Below are 19950 nucleotides of genomic sequence, written 5' to 3'. Positions count from 1 at the left end.
CGATAACAACGACAGATTGGGGGAAGCGATGGTCGATGTGACGTCACAGATGTCGGTGCAAACGGCTGCCGCGGCAAAGCCCCCGGCGCGGCGCTATTACGTGCTGGGGCTGCTCACCATCATCTACGCGCTGAACTTCCTCGACCGCACGATCTTCAACGTGCTGATCGAGCCGATCAAGAAGGAGTTTGCCCTCAGCGACACCATGATGGGCCTGCTCGCGGGCTTCGGCTTTGCGCTGTTCTATTCTCTGCTCGGCATTCCCATTGCGCGTGTTGCCGACCGGCTCAACCGCCGCAACATCGTGGCGTTGGCCTTTGCGTTCTGGAGCGCGATGACCGCGCTGTGCGGCGCGGCCACCAGCGTAACCTCGCTGGCGCTGGCGCGCATCGGCGTCGGCGTCGGCGAATCCGCGGGCTCGCCGGCCTCGCAATCGATCGTCGCCGACCTCTTCGCCAAGAACGAGCGCCCGCGCGCGCTCGGCATCTACGCCATCGGCACCTATCTCGGCGTCTTCCTCGGCTATTTCATCGGCGGCTACGTCAACCAGCACTATGGCTGGCGGATGGCCTTCTATGTCGCCGGCCTGCCCGGCATCCTGCTCGCACTGGTGCTGTGGCTGACGATCTCCGAGCCGAAGCGCGGCGCGATGCAGGAGAGTTTCGTGCCCGAGCCGCTCGGGCCGACGCTGCGCTTTCTCGCCTCGCAGCGCAGCTTCATCATCGTCCTGATCGGCTTCTGCCTCACCACCTACACGAACTACGCGACCGCGGCCTGGATCCCGCCGTTCCTGGCCCGCGTGCATCATCTGTCGAGCGCCGAGATCGGCACCTATGCCGGCACCTTCAAGGGCCTGGCCGGCATGGCCGGCACCCTGCTCGGCGGTTTCGTCGTGGCGCAGGTCAGCCGCCGCGACGACCGCTGGAAGCTGTGGGCGCCCGCGATCACCTCGGGACTCGCCGGGCCGGTGTTCGCGCTGTGCATGCTGACGCAGGATTTCGCGATGATGGTCGCCATGCTCGCGCTGACCTCGTTCCTGGTCGGCTTCCATCTCGGCCCGATCTTCGCGATCGCGCAGACGGTGGCCAAGCCCAGCATGCGCGCGCTCGCCTCCGCGCTGATTGCGCTCACCGCCACCTGCTTCGGCCAGGGTGTCGGCCCGCTCGCGGTCGGCATGGTCAATGACGCGCTGAAGGGCAGTTATGGCGCAGAGGCCGTGCGCTATTCCCTGCTCTCGGCGGCGGTCACGACCACGCTCGGCGCACTCCTGTTCATCTGGGCCGCCCGCGCGATCCGGGACGACATCGGCCGTGCCGCGGCCTGAGACCGGCCCGGTTGGGCCCGCCCGGCGAAACAGGCCGGGCGGCGAGATGAAACCATTTTGCGGAACCCGCGAAACCATCCGGAAACAGATGGTCCTTAAGACATGAGCCCATAGACGGCGGCAAAGCCCGTCGGGAGGCTCAGATGAACCACTCAATTCACTCTGCTGATCGTGCGACCCACCTGAAGATCGTGGTGGTGGCGCTGGTGGCTGGCATCACAGTGGCGGCCTTCGGGATCGCAGCCCGCACCAATGCCGATTACAGCCAGACCGCCCAGTCCACCCACGTGATCAAGGCCGGCAAGCCGGTGGTGGTGACGAGCGCCGGCATGTCCGAGATTCGCTGAAAGGTCCGCTTCCGGGCTGACCGATGGCCGCCTCCGGGCGGCCTTTTCGTTTTCCAGAGCAATGCTTAGCCGAGATACACCGTGCCAGCGCAACGTCCTTGACTTCACTCAGCCCCGCCTTTAATTCCCCCCTCGTTCCGCGCGCATCGAGCGAACCACGCGGGAGTAGCTCAGTTGGTTAGAGCGCCGGCCTGTCACGCCGGAGGTCGCGGGTTCGAGCCCCGTCTCTCGCGCCATTTTGGCAACCCCTTCATAGTCTTAGCTTGAACTTCTCGACTTCTGCCGCATCTGCGCCGGCGATTCCCTGCCGCTGGCGGGAACTCTCGGCATAGTCAGCCCGCGCCCGAATCGTCTACGTCTCAAAGGACTTAGAGGGATCCCCACGCATTCTCGGCTTTTCCAGGGATTCCCTGTCATTGGACAACCGGGGAGGCCAGTCATGGCTAAGAAGGATTCGGCCAAGAAGGATTCGGCGAAGAAGGCAGCCGCTCCCGCCACCATCACGCTCAAGCAGCTCGCCGCCGATATCGCCGAGAGCCAGGATCTGTCGAAAAAGCACGCCGAGGCGGTCCTGACCGACATGGTCGATTTGATCGCCAAGCACCTCAGGAAGGGCGATCGGGTCCGCATCGTCGGGCTCGGCATCCTCCAGGTCCGCAAGCGCGCCGCCCGGACCGGCCGTAATCCCGCCACCGGCGAGCCGATCCACATCAAGGCCAGCAAGAAGGTCACCTTCCGCCCGGTCAAGGAACTGAAAGAGGCGATCTGAGGCTACTCTTCGTTAAGCCTGATCCCACCTCCTTCCTGCCGCAACGCGGCCCGCTTTTCTGGTATACCGGCTGCTTCCCTGACCCCGGCGGTTTGACCAGAAATGTCCTCCCTCACCTTTTCGCATACCGTGACCGAGCGCTTCCTGCGCTACGTCACCATCGACACCCAGTCCGATCCGGAATCCCCTCACTCGCCCTCGACCGAGAAGCAGAAGGATCTCGGCCGCGTGCTCGCCGCCGAGCTGAAGGCCATGGGCGTCGCGGACGCGCATCTCGACGATTACGGCTACGTCTACGGAACGATCCCGGCCAACACCGACAAGAAGGTGCCGGTGATCTGCTTCTGCTCGCACATGGACACTTCGCCCGACGTCACCGGCAAGGACGTGAAGCCGCAAGTTCTGAGGAACTATCGCGGCGGCGACATCACCCTGCCGGGCGATGCCAGCCAGGTGATCCGCTTCAATGAGCATCCCGCGCTGAAGAACCAGATCGGCAACGACATCATCACCACCGACGGCACCACGCTGCTGGGCGCCGACAACAAGGCGGGCGTTGCCGAGATCATGGATGCCGCGCACTTCTTCATCAACAATCCCGATGTGAAGCACGGCACCATCAAGATCCTGTTCACGCCGGACGAGGAGATCGGCCGCGGCGTCGACAATGTCGACATCAACAAGCTGGGTGCCGATTTCGGCTACACCATGGACGGCGAAAGCGCCGGCTGCGTCGAGGACGAGACGTTCTCGGCCGACGGCGCCACCATCACCATCAACGGCGTCAGCGCCCATCCCGGCTACGCCAAGGGCAAGATGGAGCACGCGATCAAGATCGCGGCCGCCATCGTCGAGCGGCTGCCGAAGGAAGGCTGCTCGCCGGAGACGACCTCGGGCAAGCAGGGCTTTCTGCATCCGATCGGCATCGAGGGTGCGCTGGAACAGGCGAGGCTCTCGTTCATCGTCCGCGACTTCACCGAGGAAGGGCTGAAGGAGAAGGAGGTCCTGCTCGAGACCATCGTCAAGGACGTGATGAAGGACTATCCGCGCTCGACCTACACGTTCGAGGTGCGGGAGCAGTACCGCAACATGAAGCAGGTGATCGACCGTCACCCGCACGTGCTCGAATACGCTATCGAGGCGATCCGCCGCGCCGGCCTGCGCCCGATGCGCACCGCGATCCGCGGTGGCACCGACGGCTCGCGCCTGTCTTTCATGGGCCTGCCCTGCCCCAACATCTTTGCCGGCGAGCACGCGTTTCATTCGCGGCTCGAATGGGTCAGCCGGCAGGACATGGAAAAAGCCGTGCAGACCATCGTGCATCTCGCGATGATCTGGGAGGAGAAAGCCTGAAACTTCCTGCAGGCGTCCGTTATGGCCGGGCTTGCGCCCGGCCATTTGTTTTGGAACCTACGGCACCGGCATTGCGCGCGGGCTGCGGTGGAAGCGATTTGAGCTCGCCATCCAGTTCGGCAACGGCTCTCCGTCACGATGCCGTCCGCCAGCGACAGCCGCAGCCCAAGCCACCGCGGCGCCGATCAGGGTCGCGGCTGCGACCGAGAAGGCCACGATGATCGCGTTGCGCCGCGCGCGGTTGATGGCCGTCTTCGAGTCTGCGATCAGCACATCGACGCGCCGTTCGGCGTCAGGGGCCGCCAGTCCCGTTACTGCGGCAACCTGCTGCACGAGGTAGGTCCGGTCATCGGCGCTGACGCCGCTGTGGCTGGATGACGTCATGAGGACACGCCCCGCTTCGGCGCGGGCTTCCCTCAGATCCGTGTTTGGCGCGCGGCGGGGCGCGCGGAACAGCTTGTCGAGCTCATAGCTCAGCAGCGGCTCGGCTGCGGAGGTATTGCTCGCCGAGCTGCGCATCGGCGAACGGTCGATCGCAGCAGCGCCAAGAAGCGCCAGCAGAGCTGCGCCAGCCAGCACGGCCAATGCCCAGGCGGTCAGGCCATGCAGCCCGTCGCGCCGCTCGCCATCATCCTCGATCGTTGCAAGCGCAGGCGCCGGTCGCGTCGTCCGGCCAGCGATGTAGCCGCCGAAGCCGAAGCTGATGATCGCCTGGACGATCAGATAGAGCCCGGAGAGCAGCGCCAGCGCCGCCGAGGCATCGCGCCAAGTCGGCGAGGCCGAACTGACACCCAAGCCGACCGCGACACCGAAGCCGACCAGAATGAACGACATTGCGCCGGCGGCGAGAGCGCCTGCGAGCACCGAGCTCCACTGGATGGTCCGGCGGTCGTCGGCAGCCGTGGCACCGCGCTCCATCATGTTGTCGCGTACGAGGGTTTCCATTGCCGTTCTCTCAGCGCAGGCCGAAGAACGACAGGATCGCCATGACCACGACGATCAAGCCGATGAGATAAATCAGTCCGTCCATAGTCCCGTCCTCCTCAGTTTCTCCTGCTCGCTAAATCGCGAGATATGAGGAACGTTCCTAATTCGGCATCAATTGCGGAACGAACCGGCGAGACGGGCGTTGCCTGTTCGAGTCCCAAGGATGAAGATTGTGAGCACGAAGGCCTCAGCCGGTCAGCCCCGGGCTGGGGCCTTCCTTTTGCGCTTCCTGTCCTATGTTAGCGACGCCGGCTCTGCGATCATAAAGGATGCCACCGGGGCGGAACCTCCGGATCGGGGAGAGCCGCGTGGACCGCAGAACGGCGTGCCTTCATCAGGCAGATGCATTTCGGGAAAAGGCGATCGCCGATCCCGAGCAGCACGACAGATGGGTCAATGAAGCCATCAAATGGCTGGAGCGGCGATGGAAGCCGGCCGTTGCGCAATCGTCTCGGCCGAAGCCGGCGACACCGGCGATCTTCCAGAGGTGGCATGCGAAGCAGCAGCCGACGCTCAACTGGGCCTGATCACGCGCCAATGAGACGCGTGTTGGCGTTTGCGGCCAGCACTGCGGCAATTCTTCAAGGGACGTAACAATGTTGCAGGTCGACACTGTTCCCACCCCCATGCTAGGCCGGGCATAGACCGCAACCAGAGTGACGTCGTGCCCGCGAACCGCCAGCCCTCAGCAACTTGCCGCCGGCGCAACTGGCGCGGGCTGCTGTCTGTGCTGATCGCGGTTGCCTACCTGCTCGCGAGCGCGCTGCATGGCTCGCACGACATCGACGTCACCACGCCGGGCGGCGGCTCGGAGATCGCAGCGGTCCTTGATGGCCCCACGGGCCACAGCGACCACAAGGCCATCGGCGGACATCATTGCCATGGCTGCTTCTCGCTGACGGTGACACAGCCGCCGCCGGCGGCCGTTTCGGTCGCGCCTGCAGCCGCATCGAGCCCGCAGCCTGTACCCCGGCTCGCTGGAATTACCCCCGATACCGATTCCCCGCCTCCCAAACATATTGCCTGAACGGATTGGTCGGGGCGTCCGCGCCCATTAGGTTCATCCTTCACAGGTCGGTTTTATGTTGCGCAGGAGAATGGCCGCGCGCCTGGCGTGCGCGGTGGCGTGTCTGATTGCTGGATCGGCGATTGCGCCGTCGCACGCCCAGACTTTGACGATGCGGAGCGCGCTGTCGCGCGCGCTGGCCGCGAGCCCACGGCTGACGGCGGCGGAGCGCGACGTCGGCATCGCCACGGGCCAGCGCATCCAGGCGGGCGCCCTGCTCAATCCGGAACTGTCCTACGAGCAGGACGATTCATTCGGCTCCGGCAAATATCGCGGGACCCGATCGGCCGAGACCACGCTCCAGATCAGCCAGGCCTTTGAGCTGTTCGGCAAGCGCGACGCGCGGATCGCGGCCGGCGCGGCCGGGATCGAGGTCGCCGCGATCCAGCGCAAGGCGGTCAGGCTGGAGGTGCTGTCGGAGACCGCGATCGCCTTCCTCAGCGTGCTCGGCGCGCAGCGACGCATCCAGATCCTCGACGAGCAGATTGCGGCGATCGACCGCTTGACGCCGCTCCTGCGCCGCCGCGTCGAGGCCGGCGCCTCCTCGCCGGCCGAGACTGGCCGCGCCGAAGTGGCCTCCGCCCTGGTGAAGGCCGACCGCGAACGCTTCAAGGCAACGCTGGCCAGCGCCCGGCGCGAGCTTGCCGTGCTGATGGGCGACGCATCCGCGAAATTCGGCGAGGTCTCCGGCCGTCTCGACACCATGGGCAAGCCGCCGACGTTCCAGTCGGTGGTCGCCGCCATCGATGCCAATCCGCAGTTGGTGCGCTGGACCGCCGTCTTCGCCCAGCGCAATGCCGAGCTGCTGCTGGCCCGGCTCAAGCCCTATCCGGACGTGCGGATCGCCGCCGGCTGGCGCCACTTCAACGAGACCAATGACGATGCGGTGCGGCTCTCCCTCTCGGTGCCGATCCCCGTGTTCGACCAGAACCAGGGCAATATCCTCTCGGCGCAGGAAAGCCTCGCCAAGACCAAGGCCGAGCGCGAGGCCAACCGCAACACCTTGATCGTGATTGCCGGCCGCGCCTACGACTCGTTGCAGGGCTCGCTGCGCGAGCTCGCCGTGCTGCGTGAGACCGCCATTCCCAAGGCCGTCGAGGCGTCCGAGGCGATTTCGCAAGGCTACGGCCAGGGCCGCTTCACCCTGCTCGAGGTACTCGACGCCGAGGCGAGCGTCACCCAGGCGCGGCTGCGCGAGCAGGAGGCGCTTCAGAATTTCCACGCAGGCGTTGCGACCATCGAAGGTCTCGTCGGCAATCCCTTCACGCTGGCGCGGGAGAGCGCACGATGAAGACGTCCTCCACCATTCTCGTCGCCATCGTTGCCGCCGCGCTCGGCGCTTACGGCTATTCCCTGCTCGCGCCGGCCACGCCCGCGCATACCGAGCACACTGAGCATTCCGAAAAGAAGCCGAACGACCATGTCGAGCAGGATGAGCATGGTGCCGACCGCATCCGCATCTCCGACGTCAAGCTGGCGGCCGCGGGCGTCACGCTCGCCGAGGCCGCGAGCGCGACCCTGACCGACACGCTCGCCTTCAATGGCATTCTGCGTGCCAACCAGGAAGCCGTGGTGCAGGTGACGCCGCGCTTTCCGGGCCTCGCCAAATCGATCCAGAAGCGCATCGGCGACAAGGTCGGCAAGGACGATCTGCTCGCCGCGATCGAGAGCAACCAGAGCCTCACCGTCTACGAGCTGAAAGCTCCCATTGCCGGAACCATCATCGAGCGACAAATCTCGCTCGGCGAATATGCCTCCGAACAGAAGCCGGCCTTCGTCGTCGCCGACCTCTCGACCATCTGGGTCGACCTGTCGATCTATCGGCAGGATCTCCGGCGCGTCCACCTCAACGACGAGGTGCTGATCGATCCCGACGATGGCCGCGGCGAGATCAAGGGCACGATCTCCTACATGGCGCCGATCGGCTCCAGCGAGACCCAGACAGCGCTTGCACGCGTGGTGCTGCAAAATCCGGATGGCCGCCTGCGGCCCGGCCTGTTCGTCACGGCGAGGCTGATCCTCGCCGCGCGCAACGTCGCGGTCGCCGTACGCCGCAGCGCGATCCAGACGCTGGAGAACCGGACCATCGTGTTCGTCCGCGAGGACGGCGACAAGATCGAGGCACGCCCGGTTGAAACAGGGGATTCCGATCCGCGCCATGTCGAGATCAAGGCCGGCCTGTCGGCCGGCGAGCACTACGTCGCCGAGAACAGCTTCGTCGTGAAGGCGGAGATGGGCAAGGGCGAGGCCGAACATGATTGAGCGCCTCATCGCCGTCTCGCTGCATCAGCGCTGGCTGGTACTCCTGTTGGCGCTCGGCGCCATTGCTTTCGGGGCCTGGAATTTCCAGCGCCTTCCGATCGACGCGGTGCCTGACATCACCAACATCCAGGTCCAGATCAACACCCGCGCGCCCGGCTATTCGCCGCTCGAGACGGAGCAGCGCATCACCTTCCCCGTCGAGACCGCGATGGGCGGCCTGCCCAAGCTCGACTATACCCGCTCGCTGTCGCGCTACGGCCTCAGCCAGGTGACGGTCGTCTTCAAGGACGGCACCGACATCTTTTTCGCCCGCCAGCTCGTCGGCGAACGCATCCAGCAGGTGAAAGACCAGCTTCCGGCTGGCGTCGAGGTCGCGATGGGCCCGGTCTCGACCGGGCTCGGCGAGATCTTCATGTACACCGTGGAAGTCAAGACGGGCGCGAAGACGCAAGGCGGTCACGACTATTCGTTGACCGATTTGCGCACCGTGCAGGACTGGATCATCAAGCCGCAGCTTCGCAACGTGCCAGGGGTGATCGAGGTCAACACCATCGGCGGCTTCGAGCGGCAATTCCATGTGCTGCCGGACCCGGGCAAACTGATGGCCTACCGGCTCGGCTTTCGCGACGTCATGACGGCGCTCGCCGCCAACAACGCCAATGTCGGCGCCGGCTATATCGAGCGCAACGGCGAGCAATATCTGGTTCGCTCCCCCGGCCAGGTCGGCAATATCGGCGAGATCCAGGACATCGTCATCGGCTCGCGCGGCGGAAATCCCGTCAGGATCAGGGATGTCGCGACCGTCACGGAAGGCCGCGATCTGCGCACGGGCGCGGCGACGCGCGATGGCGAGGAGACCGTGCTCGGCACCGCCATGCTGCTGATCGGCGAGAACAGCCGCACGGTGGCCCGCCGCGTCGCGGCCCGGCTCGAGGACATCGCCAAATCGCTGCCCGATGGCGTCGTGACGCGAACCGTCTACGACCGCACCGATCTGGTCGAAGCCACCATCCGTACCGTCAGGAACAACCTCCTCGAAGGCGCCGCCCTGGTGGTGGCGGTGCTGTTCCTGATCCTCGGCAACATCCGCGCCGCCCTCGTGGTGGCCTGCGTCATTCCGCTGTCCATGGCGATGACGATCACCGGCATGGTCGAGACGAAAGTCAGCGCGAACCTGATGAGCCTCGGCGCGATCGACTTCGGCATCATCGTCGACGGTGCCGTGATCATCGTCGAGAATTGCCTGCGCATGCTGGCCGCGGCCCAGCGCGAGAAAGGCGGCCTGCTCACGACCTCTGAGCGGCTCCGTGCGATCCTGCGCGGGTCCAGCGAGGTGATCAAGCCGAGCCTGTTCGGAACGCTGATCATCGCCGTGGTCTATCTGCCCGTGCTGACGCTGACGGGCGTCGAGGGCAAGATGTTCACGCCGATGGCGCTGACCGTGCTGATGGCGCTGGGCGCCGCGGTGCTGTTCTCCATCACCTTCGTGCCGGCGGCCGTCGCCATCTTCGTCACCGGCAAGGTGTCCGAGCACGAAAACCTGTTCATGCGCATGGCCAAGCGCGCCTACCTCCCCCTGCTCCGCTTTGCCATCGACAACCGGCTCGCGGTCGCCGTCATGGCCGCATTCATCGTGGTCGCAAGCGGCATCGCCGCTTCGCGAATGGGCGGCGAGTTCATTCCGAGCCTGGACGAAGGCGACGTCGCGCTGGCCTCGATCCGGATTCCCGGCACCAGTCTGACGCAATCGCTGGACCTGCAGAAGGCGCTGGAAAAGCGCATCACGCAGATTCCGGAGGTGAAGGAGTTCTTCACCCGCATCGGGACCGCCGAGATCGCGACCGATCCGATGTCGCCGGCGCAGACGGATGGCTACATCATGCTGAAGCCGCGCGCCGAATGGCCCGACCCGGGCAAATCGAAATCGGAGGTGATCGAAGCGATCGACAAGGCCGCCGACGACATTCCCGGCAGCGCCTATGAGATCTCCCAGCCGATCCAGTTCCGCGTCAACGAGCTGATCTCGGGGGTGCGCAGCGACGTCGGCGTCAAGATCTTCGGCGATGACCTCGACATCCTGCAAGGCGCCGCCAAGCAGGTCGAGGCCGCGATCCGCGGCGTCCGCGGCGCCAGCGACGTCAAGATCGAGCAGGTCGCAGGGCTTCCGATCCTCACCGTCCGCCTCGATCGCCAGGCGCTCGCCCGCTACGGCCTCAGCGTCGGTGAGGTGCAGGGCATCGTCGAGATCGCCGTCGGCGGCAAATCGGCCGGCAAGCTGTTCGAGGGCGACCGCCGCTTCGATATCGTGGTTCGCCTGCCGGAGCATCTACGCGGCAATCTCGAGGCGATCCGGGCGATCCCGATCCCTCTGCCGCCCGGCGAGGACGCAGCAACCGGCACGGCCGTTCGCACCGCGCTGTCCGCCTCCCCGCTCACCCAGATGCGCTATGTGCCGCTGTCGTCGGTCGCAACCGTGGATGCCACGCCCGGCCCGAACCAGATCAGCCGCGAGAACGGCAAGCGGCGCATCGTCGTCACGGCCAATGTCCGCGCGCGCGACCTCGGCTCCTTCGTGGCCGAAGCCGAGACGGCGGTCGCGGAGAAGGTCAAGCTGCCACCCGGCTACTGGATCGGCTGGGGCGGCCAGTTCGAGCAGTTGGTCTCCGCGACAAAACGGCTGATGATCGTGGTGCCGGTGGCGCTGCTGCTGGTGTTCCTGCTGCTGTTCATGGGCATGGGGTCGGCGGCGGACGCAGCGCTGGTGTTTTCCGGCGTGCCGCTGGCGCTGACCGGCGGCGTCGCCGCGCTCTTGCTGCGCGGTATTCCGCTTTCCATCAGCGCCGGCGTCGGCTTCATCGCGCTGTCGGGCGTCGCTGTCCTCAACGGCCTCGTCATCATCGCCTTCATCGAGCGCCTGCGCAGCGAGGGGCGGCCCATCGCGGACGCCGTGCGCGAGGGGGCGCTGACGCGGCTGCGCCCGGTGCTGATGACCGCGCTGGTCGCCTCGCTCGGCTTCGTGCCGATGGCGCTCGCGACCGGTGCCGGCGCCGAGGTGCAGCGGCCGCTGGCGACCGTGGTGATCGGCGGCATCATCTCCTCGACCGTGCTGACATTGCTGGTGCTGCCCGCGCTCTACGTGCTGTTCCGCCGTGACGTCGCAAACGAAACGCCTACAATGGCAGCTGATTTGGCGACGTCCGGGGAGCGCTAGAATTGGGCAGCCACGACCATCACGGTCATCATCACCATGATCACGCCGACCATGGTCCTGGTCATGGTCACGACCACGGTCACGGCCATGTCCATGCGCCCGCCAATTTCGGCAAGGCGTTCGCGATCGGCATTTCGCTCAACGCCGCCCTCGTCGTGGCCGAGGCGGTCTACGGCTATCTCGGCAATTCCACCGCCCTGCTCGCGGACGCCGGCCATAATTTGTCCGACGTGCTCGGACTGGTCGTGGCCTGGGGCGCCTCGATCGCGGCACGGCGCGCGCCGAGCGGACGCTTCACCTACGGTTTTCGCGCCTCCACCATTCTGGCGGCACTGGCCAATGCGGTGTTCCTGCTGGTCGCAACCGGCGCAATCGGCTGGGAGGCGATCCTGCGCCTGCGCGAGCCGGAGCCGGTCGCGGGCGTCACGGTGATGGTGGTCGCCGGCATCGGCATCCTCATCAACGGCTTCACGGCCATGCTGTTTGCGAGCGGCCGCAAGGACGACATCAACGTCGAAGGCGCCTATCTGCACATGGCCGCCGACGCAGCGGTCTCGCTTGGCGTCGTGGTCTCGGCGGCGCTGATCATCTGGACCGGCTGGCTCTGGCTCGACCCCCTCACCAGCCTCGTCATCTGCGCCACCATCCTGTGGAGCACGACCAGCCTGTTGCGCGGCTCCATCGACATGTCGATGGCGGCAGCGCCCAAGGGCACCGACCTCGCCGCGATCAGGTCGTTCTTGCTCGCGCGTCCCGGCGTGTCCGCGATCCACGATCTCCATGTCTGGCCGATCTCGACCACCGAGACGGCGCTGACCTGCCACCTCGTCATGCCCACTGGGGCTGGCGATGCCTTCCTGATGGAGACGGCGCAGCTCCTGAAGACGACCCATCGCATCGGCCACACCACGCTTCAGGTCGAGACCCATCCGGACAATGGCTGCGCGCTGGCGCCGGATGATGTGGTGTGACCGCGTCTATGCCTCGCCGCGCTCGGCCCGCTCGGACTTGGCCCCGGCCCTGAGCCAATCGAACAGCACACTCCCCAGGATTGCGCTCGAGCCGGCGAGGAAGGGAATGACGTAGTACGCGTAGCGATTGAGCCCATAAACGAGGAAGGTCGGAAATGCGGCGCTGGCCAACGCCAGCAGGATCATCAAGCTACCGCCGGCAACAAGGCGGCCGGTCGGCCACCGCACCAAACCCGCATGGCTCGCAGGGACGCCAATCAGAAGCACGAGAGCGAGGCCGAGTGTCGCCGCGGACAGCCACCAGATCGGACCCGGGAAATCGTCGTATTCGGTCGAAACCTCCACCCCGCAGCACAGCGCGACCAGCTCCGAGTTGGGCGCGTAGCCACGCGCAAAAAGGCGGTTCAGGGTGAGCTGAAGCCGATCCGCGGAGAGCAGCCGCGACAGTGGCCACCAGGGTTTGTAGTAGTCGTGAACCAACTGTCCGGACTTCAACCCGGTCGGGCTGCCAAAGAACGGGAACCTGTCGCGGTCCATGAAATATTCGTAGCCCTGCGGATTGGGCGTCCGCCGCGCAACCGAATTTGCGTCGAACAGCAGGAAGTACATTTCCCGGAAAAAGTGCTTCGTGAGGTGTCGATAGAGCGTCGATGGCGTCGTCAGCGTTTCGATGAAGATGTCACGCACGACCCGCTCGAGATCCACTTCGCTGTCGCCGGGCTTCGCCAGCCGGTGTATCGCGCCGAACGGCCACTGATAGACACCGGTGTCGGGCCATCCCTGAGGAGTGTCCGCAGCCCGCATCTGCTCGACGTATCCCCGCGCCTGCGCCTTCCGGTCGAGATGAACGCCGTGCTCGAAATCGCCGGAATAGCCGACCACGAAGGCCATCGCGGCCACGATCTCGTTGCCGGCGGGGCGTTTGCCGATCGCCAAGTTGATCGCCGCCGGCGTCAGGTAGACGGCCGAAGCGAAAAAGCCTGCCAGTGCAAGCACGCCAAGCCGGCGCAGGAGCCCTGCGTCCAGCACCACCACCAGCCACAACAGAATGACCCCGGCCTGACCTATCGCCGCCGACCGGCATGTCATCACGGCGCCGAGCGTCAAGCCCACGGCCGCTGCGGCCGGCAACGCCGGCCATTTCCTGAAGGCGGCGCCCGCGGCGATGAAAGCCGCAAGACTGACCAGGAAGTTGGAGATCGTCTCCGCACCGATCGTGTTGTCGTAGTGGACGATGCGGCCGTGCAACGCCGCCAGACAAAAGGCCACGAGCGCGAAGAAACGCGGCGCGCCGGCAAAACGCACGATCCCTGCAACGAAAAGCGCAGTGCCGACGCTCATCAGGTGCTGCGCGATGACGAAGACGAGGATGTGCGGGCCGAACAGTTTTGACAGCAGCACAAGGAAGGCGGCCACACCGTACGGCCGCTTCATCATATCCTCGAGATATTGTCCTCTCAGGATGGATTCGGCCTGTATGATATAGGCCGCGCTGTCCTCATGGATGAAGTGATCCGGCCAGTTCATCAGGAAAGCAAGGTGAACCATCAAGGCCAGGCCGATCGCGCAAACCCAGACCCAGAACCACGCGATGGAGTTCACCCACCGGGGCAAGGCGGACCAAAGACCAGTGCGCTGGTTCAGTGCTGGATTCATCTTCAATGCTCGCAACCGGGAGTTGGGGGCGACTACGTCGCCTTCGCGGTCACGATCCAGATCGCGCCCTGCAACGCGACGCTCTGCTCCTTCTGGAAGGGCGCGAGCATCTCGCGGATCGAGGCTTTTGCGGCCGCATACGTCTCCGGCGGGTGTCCCTGCAGCGCGCGGCTGGCTGGGCCGATCTGCAGGGCACCGTCAACCGCGGCATCGAGGCCGCCACCGATCGCGACATCCATCTCCAGATTATGCGGCTCCATCGCCATGTCGACGAAACCCGCTCCCTTCAGGATGCGCATCACACGCTCCTCCGAGGCGAACGCAAACGGGCCCGGCTCCTCCGGCCCGACCGGCGGCATCTTCGGCACGTGCTTGTAGACCGCCATCAGCGGCGCCATCATCCACGGGTTTTCCTTTGGCTCGCGCCAGCAGGCGAAGGCGAGCCGCCCGGTCGGCTTCAGCGCGCGCCGCAAGTTGCTGAAGGACGCAATGGGATCGGCAAAGAACATCACGCCGAAGCGCGAGGCCAAAAGATCGAAGCTCGCCGGCTCGAACGGATGCACCGTTGCATCCGCCAGCACGAAATCGAGCGGCAGGCCTTTTGGCGCGAACGCGCGCGCCTGGGACAGCATCGGCTCTGACACATCGAGGCCGAGCGCAAACCCATCGGGCGCCACCGCCTTGGCGAACGCGAACGTCGTCGCACCGGAGCCGCAGCCGACATCGAGGACGCGCTCCCCGGGCCTCGGCTTGGCGCGGTCGATCAGCGCCGCGGCAATCGGTCCGAGCAGGCTCTCCTGCGCCGCATGGCGATCGGCCCAGCGCTGGCCGCTCGGGCCGTTCCAATAGGCGATCTGGTCGGCGTTTTGCTCGTGTCCGCTCGGCTGCTGCATGGTGTTCCCGGTCATTCCCATTCGCGATGCCCATCCCGTCGGTTTTGCAACCGCACAGGGGCGATACCACGTCGGGATGGCGGGCGCACCCCTTCAAGGAGTCAAGGCGGGTCGCGCGCCGGGCCCGGAATTACGAGATTGCGATGGTCGAACGGTCTCGGCTCATGCGACGCGCTTCGCGCAGGCACGCCCGGCAGACACGTCGGTAGATGAGATCCAGCAGAGCGCACATTGGCCAACCCTCCGTTGTGACTTGCGAGCGGACATTGGCCTATGCCCGTACGGGCGCCTGTGATGTTCGTCACATTAGGTGCCTTTGCCTCCAGGGCATACTCCGACTACTCTGATCACATTGCGATTTGGGGCTGCAATGGGCACGATTCGGATTTTTCTATTTTTTCTGGCGATATTCTGCCTGGGCTGCGGATCGGCGCACGCTGAAAAGCGAGTGGCTCTCGTCATCGGCAATTGCGCCTACAAGAGCGTGCCCCGGCTGACCAATCCGGTGAACGACGCCTCGCTGGTCGGCGGCATGTTCAGGAAGGCCGGCTTCGACACCGTGGACGTCAAGCTCGACCTGAGCGTCGTCGACATGCGCAAGGCCCTGCGCGAGTTCGGCACCAAGGCGCGCGAGGCCGACGTCGCCGTCATCTATTATGCCGGCCACGGGATCGAGCTGGACGGCAACAATTATCTCGTTCCGACCGACGCCGCGCTGGAAACCGATACCGATGTCTTCGACGAGGCTTTCCCGCTCGATCGGCTGCTGTTCGCCATCGAGCCGGCCAAGCAGCTTCGCCTCGTCGTTCTCGATGCCTGCCGCGACAATCCGTTCGCCAAGACGATGAAACGGACGGTGGCCGCGCGCGCCATCGGCCGCGGCCTCGCCAAGGTCGAGCCGACCAGCCCGAACACGATGATCGCCTTCGCCGCCAAGGCCGGCTCGACGGCCTCGGACGGCGACTCCAAGAACAGCCCGTTTGCCGCAGCCCTGGTCGAACGGCTGCCGACACCCGGCCTTGACCTTCGCAAGGCGTTCGGCTTCGTCCGTGACGACGTCCTCAAGAACACCGGTTACAAGCAGGAGCCCTATGTCTACGGCTCGCTCGGCGGCGACGACGTCCCGCTGATCGCGGCGAAGCCTGTCGTCGCCGGACCCCAAGCAAATCCCGATAGCGAGATCCGGCGCGACTACGAATTGGCGCTTCAGCTTGGGACACGCGACGGATGGACCGCCTTCCTCAACCGCTTTCCGAGCGGCTTCTATACCGATCTCGCCAAAGGCCAGTTGAACAAGATCGCCGCCGAGGAAACCCGTGCGACCACGGCAGACAAGGCCCGGCAGGCGGAAGAGGAGAAGGCCCGCCTCGCCGCCGAGCGCGCCAACAAGGCCGAGCAGGAGAAGGCGGCAGCCGCGGCCAAGGCGGCCGAGGACAAGCGTCTCGCCGCCGAGAAGGCCAAGCAGATCGAGGAAGCCAAGGCGGCCGCAGCCGAGCAGCGGCGGAAGGACGCCGAGGCGGCAGCAGCAAAGGCCCTGGCCGACAAGCAGGCCGCCGAGAAACAGGCCTCAGGCAATGCGGAGCAGAAGATCGCGGCCGTTGCGCCCTCTTCGACTCCGCCGGAGATGTCGCCGCAGGAAATGACCAAGCTTGTCCAATCGGAGCTGCGCCGCGTCGGCTGTCTGACCGCCGCTGCGGATGGCGAATGGAATGCCTCTTCACAGCGATCGCTCACGCTGTTCAACAAATACGCCGGCACCAGATTCGACGCCAAGCTCGCGAGCTTCGATGCGCTCGACGCGATCAAGGCCAAGCCGGGGCGCGTCTGCCCGCTGATCTGCGACCACGGCTTCAAGGCCGACGGCGACACATGCACCAAGATCGCCTGCCGCGCCGGCTACCGCGTCAATGACGACAACGAATGCGAGAAGGTGCAGGAGAAGAAGCCGGTCGCCACGCGCGATGAACCCAAGAAGCGGGATGAGCAGCGCAGGCAGGTCGAAACCGCACCGGCGAAGCCGCAAGCATCAGGTCAAATCCTCTGCAACGACGCCGGCTGCCGGGCAGTGAAGCCCGGGTGTCGAATCGAGCGTTTGAGGGTCGGAGGCCAGTACGGGTCTGCAGCGCATCAGGTTGAAGTGTGCAACTGATCGGCTGGTGGTGGGCGGTCACGGATTCGAACCGCGGACCCTCCCGGTTTCAACGAGATGCTCTAACCAGCTGAGCCAACCGCATCGCCACCTATTAACCCCACGCGGGCTGGCCCGGACGCCTGTGACGTTGGTCACATAGGGGGCTTTGCCTTGATGGCATGCTCTGGACTATTCTGGTCACATTGCGATTTGGGGCTGCAATGGGCGTGTTTCGGTTTTTTCTATTTTTATTGACGGTCTTGTGCCTGGGCTGCGGCCCGGCGCACGCGGAAAAGCGCGTCGCCCTGGTGATGGGCAATTCCGCCTACAAGAGCGCGCCGAGGCTCGCCAATCCGGTGAACGACGCCTCCGCGGTCGGCGGCATGTTGAAGAAGGCCGGATTCGACCTCGTCGACATCAAGCTCGATCTCAATGCCGCCGAGATGCGGCGTGCGCTGCGCGACTTCGGTGGCAAAGCACGTGAGGCCGACGTCGCCGTCGTCTATTATGCCGGCCACGGCATCGAGCTCGACGGCACCAACTATCTGATCCCCACCGACGCAACGCTCGAGACCGACAGCGACGTCCTCGACGAGACGCTGCCGCTGGACCGCGCTTTGTTCGCGGTCGAACCGGCCAAGCAGCTCCGCCTCGTCATCCTCGATGCCTGCCGCGACAATCCCTTTGCCAAGACCATGAAGCGCACGATCGCCGCGCGCGCCATCGGCCGCGGCCTCGCCAAGGTCGAGCCGACCAGCCCGAACACCATGGTCGCCTTCGCGGCGAAGGCGGGCTCGACCGCTTCGGACGGCGACGCCAAAAACAGCCCGTTTGCCGCAGCGCTGGTCGAACGCCTGCCGACGCCGGGGCTCGACCTGCGCAAGGCCTTCGGCTTCGTGCGCGACGATGTCCTCAAGAACACCGGCTACAAGCAGGAGCCCTATGTCTATGGCTCGCTGGGCGGCGACGACGTGCCGCTGGTTGCGACGAAACCGGTCGTCGCCGGCCCCCAGGCCAACCCCGACAGTGAGATCCGGCGCGACTACGAACTGGCGCTTCAGCTCGGTACGCGTGACGGCTGGACAGCCTTCCTCAACCGCTTTCCGAGTAGCTTCTATACCGATCTTGCCAAAGGCCAGTTGAACAAGATCGCTGCCGAAGAAACCCGCGCGACCACGGCGGACAAGGCTCGGCAGGCGGAAGAGGAGAAGGCCCGGCTCGCAGCCGAGCGCGCCACCAAGGCCGAGCAGGAGAAGGCGGCGGCCGCGGCCAAGGCGGCCGAGGAGAAGCGTCTTGCGGCCGAGAAGGCCAAGCACGTCGAGGAAGCCAAGGCCGCCGCAGCCGAGCAGCGCCGGAAGGACGCCGAGGCGGCAGCGGCGAAGGCCCTCGCCGAGAAGCTGGCCGCGGAGAAGGCGCTCGCCGAGAAGCTGGCGAACGACAAGGCCACCGCCGAGACGGCCGCCAAGCTGGCCGCGGAGAAACAAGCCTCTGCCAGCGCGGAGCAGAAGGTCGCAGCGATAGCGCCCTCTTCGACCCCGCCGACAATGTCGCCGCAGGAAACGACGAAGCTGGTTCAGTCGGAGCTCCGCCGTGTCGGCTGTCTGACAGCTTCCGCAGACGGCGATTGGAATGCCTCATCACAGCGTTCGCTGGCGCTGTTCAACAAATATGCCGGCACCAAATTCGACGCCAAGCTTGCAAGCTTCGATGCGCTGGACGCGATCAAGGCGAAGCCCGGCCGCGTCTGTCCGCTGATCTGCGACCGCGGCTTCAGGGCAGACGGCGACACCTGCACCAAGATCGCCTGCCGCGCCGGCTACCGCGTCAATGACGACAATGAATGCGAGAAGGTGCAGGACAAGAAGCCGGTCGCGACGCGCGAGGACGCCAAGAAGCGGGATACTGAGCGCAAGCAAACGGAAGCCAAACCATCCAAGCCTCAGGCAAGCGGGCAGCTTATATGCGGCAACGCAGGCTGTCGTCCGGTCAAATCGGGATGCCGGGTCGAGAGTGGGAGCTCGTCGGGTGCGGGATCGGTCGGATACAGGGAAGTGTGTCCCTAACTCTTCGGCAGCTTCAGGAGTTTAGCCGGGTCGAATTTTTCGGCCCCAGAGTTGGCTGTTCTTCACTTTCGGTCACGGAATCGAACCGCGGACCCTCTCGGTGTAAACGAGATGCTCTAACCAGCTGAGCTAACCCCTTGCCGTAGACATCACCAGACCCGGCGCAGCCGGTCTCATCCGTGCGCATTACGGCCGCATTGGTTTCACCGAACGGCCACATCGGAATCAGATGCCAACCAGATTTCGTCGATAGGTTTTGCCGTTCCTCAAACTGGAAAAGGCATGACCATGCGCAGCTTCACGGCATCCGTCATCGTTGCAGCTCTCTGTCTCGGAACACCGGCTCTGGTGCAGGCACAGGGCGCATCGTCGCAACCCGGCGCGGAACAGCCGTCCACGCAGTCCAGCACCGAGATCCGGAGCATACAGGTTGTGGACGTCAAGGAATTGCAGCCGGCCGTGCGCGCGAAGGTCGATGAACTCGTGGCGCACACAAGCGACAAGGACATCCAGTCGCTCCGGCAGTCCATCGACGCCACACCGCAAGCAGCCTCCGTGCTCAAGGCCAAGGGCTTGAGCTCGTCACAAGTCGTCGCGATCAACATCGCCGATGGTGTCCTGACGATGTTCACCAAGACAGCCTGACAATCAGGCGGGGTTCCGGGCCGAGGCGTTGCGCAGCAGCGGCGAGCACGATCGCCGCCTTCTCGGGCGCGCTCGGCCCTTGCTCCGACACCCGCCGAGGCGCTAAAGAGGCGCCGTGGGGCGGTTAGCTCAGCTGGTTAGAGCATCTCGTTTACACCGAGAGGGTCCGCGGTTCGAATCCGTGACCGCCCACCAGCCTTCGCTCGCTTCGCGAGCTACGGCTGGGCAAGCCGGCAACTCGGCAGGCCAGCATTCGTGCTCGTGGCGCGAAA

16 protein-coding genes and 3 tRNA genes are annotated in these 19950 nt (G+C 65.3%); 15 read left to right on the top strand and 4 right to left on the bottom strand.

The genetic code is table 11. The features are described from left to right. Positions 1-28 precede the first annotated feature (28 nt). The 5 genes from GDN70_RS18645 (at position 29) to pepT (ending at position 3793) form a co-directional block, all read left to right on the top strand. A complete protein-coding gene (locus GDN70_RS18645) occupies positions 29-1324 on the top strand; it encodes an MFS transporter (protein WP_028141452.1) in 1296 nt (431 codons plus the stop codon). A gap of 143 nt (positions 1325-1467) precedes the next feature. Further along, positions 1468-1671, top strand: a complete 204-nt coding sequence (locus GDN70_RS18640; RefSeq protein WP_152102877.1) for a hypothetical protein — start codon at positions 1468-1470, stop codon at positions 1669-1671. 159 nt (positions 1672-1830) lie between these two features. Beyond that, positions 1831-1907 (top strand) — tRNA-Asp (locus GDN70_RS18635). A 203-nt stretch (positions 1908-2110) separates the two neighbouring features. Beyond that, complete coding sequence (locus GDN70_RS18630; RefSeq protein WP_028141450.1) at positions 2111-2440, top strand: HU family DNA-binding protein; 330 nt, start codon at positions 2111-2113, stop codon at positions 2438-2440. Positions 2441-2542: 102 nt separating this feature from the next. Beyond that, complete coding sequence (pepT, locus tag GDN70_RS18625; RefSeq protein WP_028141449.1) at positions 2543-3793, top strand: peptidase T; 1251 nt, start codon at positions 2543-2545, stop codon at positions 3791-3793. A 57-nt stretch (positions 3794-3850) separates the two neighbouring features. Here pepT and GDN70_RS18620 read toward each other — a convergent pair whose 3' ends face one another. Then, positions 3851-4738, bottom strand: coding sequence for a hypothetical protein (locus tag GDN70_RS18620; protein WP_038948746.1), 888 nt, complete (start codon positions 4736-4738; stop codon positions 3851-3853). Positions 4739-5088: 350 nt separating this feature from the next. On the opposite strand from GDN70_RS18620, the gene GDN70_RS18615 reads away from it, so the two are divergent. The 6 genes from GDN70_RS18615 to GDN70_RS18590 all read left to right on the top strand — a co-directional run bounded on the left by GDN70_RS18615 (position 5089) and on the right by GDN70_RS18590 (position 12290). Continuing rightward, complete coding sequence (locus tag GDN70_RS18615; RefSeq protein WP_244429127.1) at positions 5089-5307, top strand: hypothetical protein; 219 nt, start codon at positions 5089-5091, stop codon at positions 5305-5307. A 137-nt stretch (positions 5308-5444) separates the two neighbouring features. Next, the gene (locus GDN70_RS18610) at positions 5445-5807 is read left to right on the top strand and encodes a hypothetical protein (RefSeq protein WP_038948747.1); all 363 of its coding nucleotides are present in this window, start codon (positions 5445-5447) and stop codon (positions 5805-5807) included. Positions 5808-5862: 55 nt separating this feature from the next. Next, positions 5863-7137: a divalent metal ion exporter subunit IhpA gene (gene ihpA / locus GDN70_RS18605; RefSeq protein ID WP_028141445.1), complete on the top strand. Its 1275-nt coding sequence runs from the start codon at positions 5863-5865 to the stop codon at positions 7135-7137. Continuing rightward, entirely contained in the window at positions 7134-8108 is a 975-nt protein-coding gene (gene ihpB, locus GDN70_RS18600; RefSeq protein WP_028141444.1) for a divalent metal ion exporter adaptor subunit IhpB, read from the top strand. The genes ihpA and ihpB overlap by 4 nt, the downstream gene beginning before the upstream one ends. Beyond that, positions 8101-11319 carry an efflux RND transporter permease subunit gene (locus GDN70_RS18595; protein WP_152102876.1) on the top strand — a complete coding sequence of 1073 codons (3219 nt, stop codon included), beginning with the start codon at positions 8101-8103 and terminating at the stop codon, positions 11317-11319. The genes ihpB and GDN70_RS18595 overlap by 8 nt, the downstream gene beginning before the upstream one ends. Before the next feature lie 2 nt (positions 11320-11321). Further along, positions 11322-12290 carry a cation diffusion facilitator family transporter gene (locus GDN70_RS18590; protein WP_173015832.1) on the top strand — a complete coding sequence of 323 codons (969 nt, stop codon included), beginning with the start codon at positions 11322-11324 and terminating at the stop codon, positions 12288-12290. 6 nt (positions 12291-12296) lie between these two features. Here GDN70_RS18590 and GDN70_RS18585 read toward each other — a convergent pair whose 3' ends face one another. Further along, positions 12297-13946 (bottom strand): hypothetical protein, encoded by a 1650-nt coding sequence (locus tag GDN70_RS18585; RefSeq protein WP_152102875.1) that lies wholly within the window; start codon positions 13944-13946, stop codon positions 12297-12299. A gap of 32 nt (positions 13947-13978) precedes the next feature. Next, complete coding sequence (locus tag GDN70_RS18580) at positions 13979-14839, bottom strand: class I SAM-dependent methyltransferase (RefSeq protein ID WP_028141440.1); 861 nt, start codon at positions 14837-14839, stop codon at positions 13979-13981. A 370-nt stretch (positions 14840-15209) separates the two neighbouring features. Between GDN70_RS18580 and GDN70_RS18575 the strand changes: the two genes are divergently transcribed. Beyond that, positions 15210-16988 carry a caspase family protein gene (locus tag GDN70_RS18575; RefSeq protein ID WP_152102874.1) on the top strand — a complete coding sequence of 593 codons (1779 nt, stop codon included), beginning with the start codon at positions 15210-15212 and terminating at the stop codon, positions 16986-16988. Between the two features lie 8 nt (positions 16989-16996). Here GDN70_RS18575 and GDN70_RS18570 read toward each other — a convergent pair. After that, positions 16997-17074 (bottom strand) — tRNA-Phe (locus GDN70_RS18570). A 117-nt stretch (positions 17075-17191) separates the two neighbouring features. Here GDN70_RS18570 and GDN70_RS18565 point away from each other — a divergent pair. The 3 genes from GDN70_RS18565 (at position 17192) to GDN70_RS18555 (ending at position 19873) form a co-directional block, all read left to right on the top strand. After that, on the top strand, positions 17192-19033 hold the full coding sequence (locus tag GDN70_RS18565; protein ID WP_173015831.1) for a caspase family protein: 1842 nt from the start codon (positions 17192-17194) through the stop codon (positions 19031-19033). 282 nt (positions 19034-19315) lie between these two features. Further along, positions 19316-19678, top strand: coding sequence for a hypothetical protein (locus GDN70_RS18560; RefSeq protein WP_018320121.1), 363 nt, complete (start codon positions 19316-19318; stop codon positions 19676-19678). Between the two features lie 118 nt (positions 19679-19796). Then, positions 19797-19873 (top strand) — tRNA-Val (locus tag GDN70_RS18555). Positions 19874-19950: the final 77 nt, after the last annotated feature.

The sequence above is a fragment of the Bradyrhizobium sp. TM102 genome, from assembly GCF_009176685.1.
GTDB lineage: Bacteria > Pseudomonadota > Alphaproteobacteria > Rhizobiales > Xanthobacteraceae > Bradyrhizobium > Bradyrhizobium ottawaense.
This window is presented reverse-complemented; position numbering and strand designations above follow the sequence as displayed.

What these genes read in the sequence shown, in the direction of transcription:
- GDN70_RS18645 (WP_028141452.1), top strand. Translation starts at nt 29, where the DNA reads ATGGTCGATGTGACGTCACAGATGTCGGTGCAAACGGCTGCCGCGGCA.
- GDN70_RS18640 (WP_152102877.1), top strand. Translation starts at nt 1,468, where the DNA reads ATGAACCACTCAATTCACTCTGCTGATCGTGCGACCCACCTGAAGATC.
- GDN70_RS18630 (WP_028141450.1), top strand. Translation starts at nt 2,111, where the DNA reads ATGGCTAAGAAGGATTCGGCCAAGAAGGATTCGGCGAAGAAGGCAGCC.
- pepT (WP_028141449.1), top strand. Translation starts at nt 2,543, where the DNA reads ATGTCCTCCCTCACCTTTTCGCATACCGTGACCGAGCGCTTCCTGCGC.
- GDN70_RS18620 (WP_038948746.1), bottom strand. Translation starts at nt 4,738, where the DNA reads ATGGAAACCCTCGTACGCGACAACATGATGGAGCGCGGTGCCACGGCT.
- ihpA (WP_028141445.1), top strand. Translation starts at nt 5,863, where the DNA reads ATGTTGCGCAGGAGAATGGCCGCGCGCCTGGCGTGCGCGGTGGCGTGT.
- ihpB (WP_028141444.1), top strand. Translation starts at nt 7,134, where the DNA reads ATGAAGACGTCCTCCACCATTCTCGTCGCCATCGTTGCCGCCGCGCTC.
- GDN70_RS18595 (WP_152102876.1), top strand. Translation starts at nt 8,101, where the DNA reads ATGATTGAGCGCCTCATCGCCGTCTCGCTGCATCAGCGCTGGCTGGTA.
- GDN70_RS18585 (WP_152102875.1), bottom strand. Translation starts at nt 13,946, where the DNA reads ATGAATCCAGCACTGAACCAGCGCACTGGTCTTTGGTCCGCCTTGCCC.
- GDN70_RS18580 (WP_028141440.1), bottom strand. Translation starts at nt 14,839, where the DNA reads ATGCAGCAGCCGAGCGGACACGAGCAAAACGCCGACCAGATCGCCTAT.
- GDN70_RS18575 (WP_152102874.1), top strand. Translation starts at nt 15,210, where the DNA reads ATGGGCACGATTCGGATTTTTCTATTTTTTCTGGCGATATTCTGCCTG.
- GDN70_RS18565 (WP_173015831.1), top strand. Translation starts at nt 17,192, where the DNA reads ATGGGCGTGTTTCGGTTTTTTCTATTTTTATTGACGGTCTTGTGCCTG.
- GDN70_RS18560 (WP_018320121.1), top strand. Translation starts at nt 19,316, where the DNA reads ATGACCATGCGCAGCTTCACGGCATCCGTCATCGTTGCAGCTCTCTGT.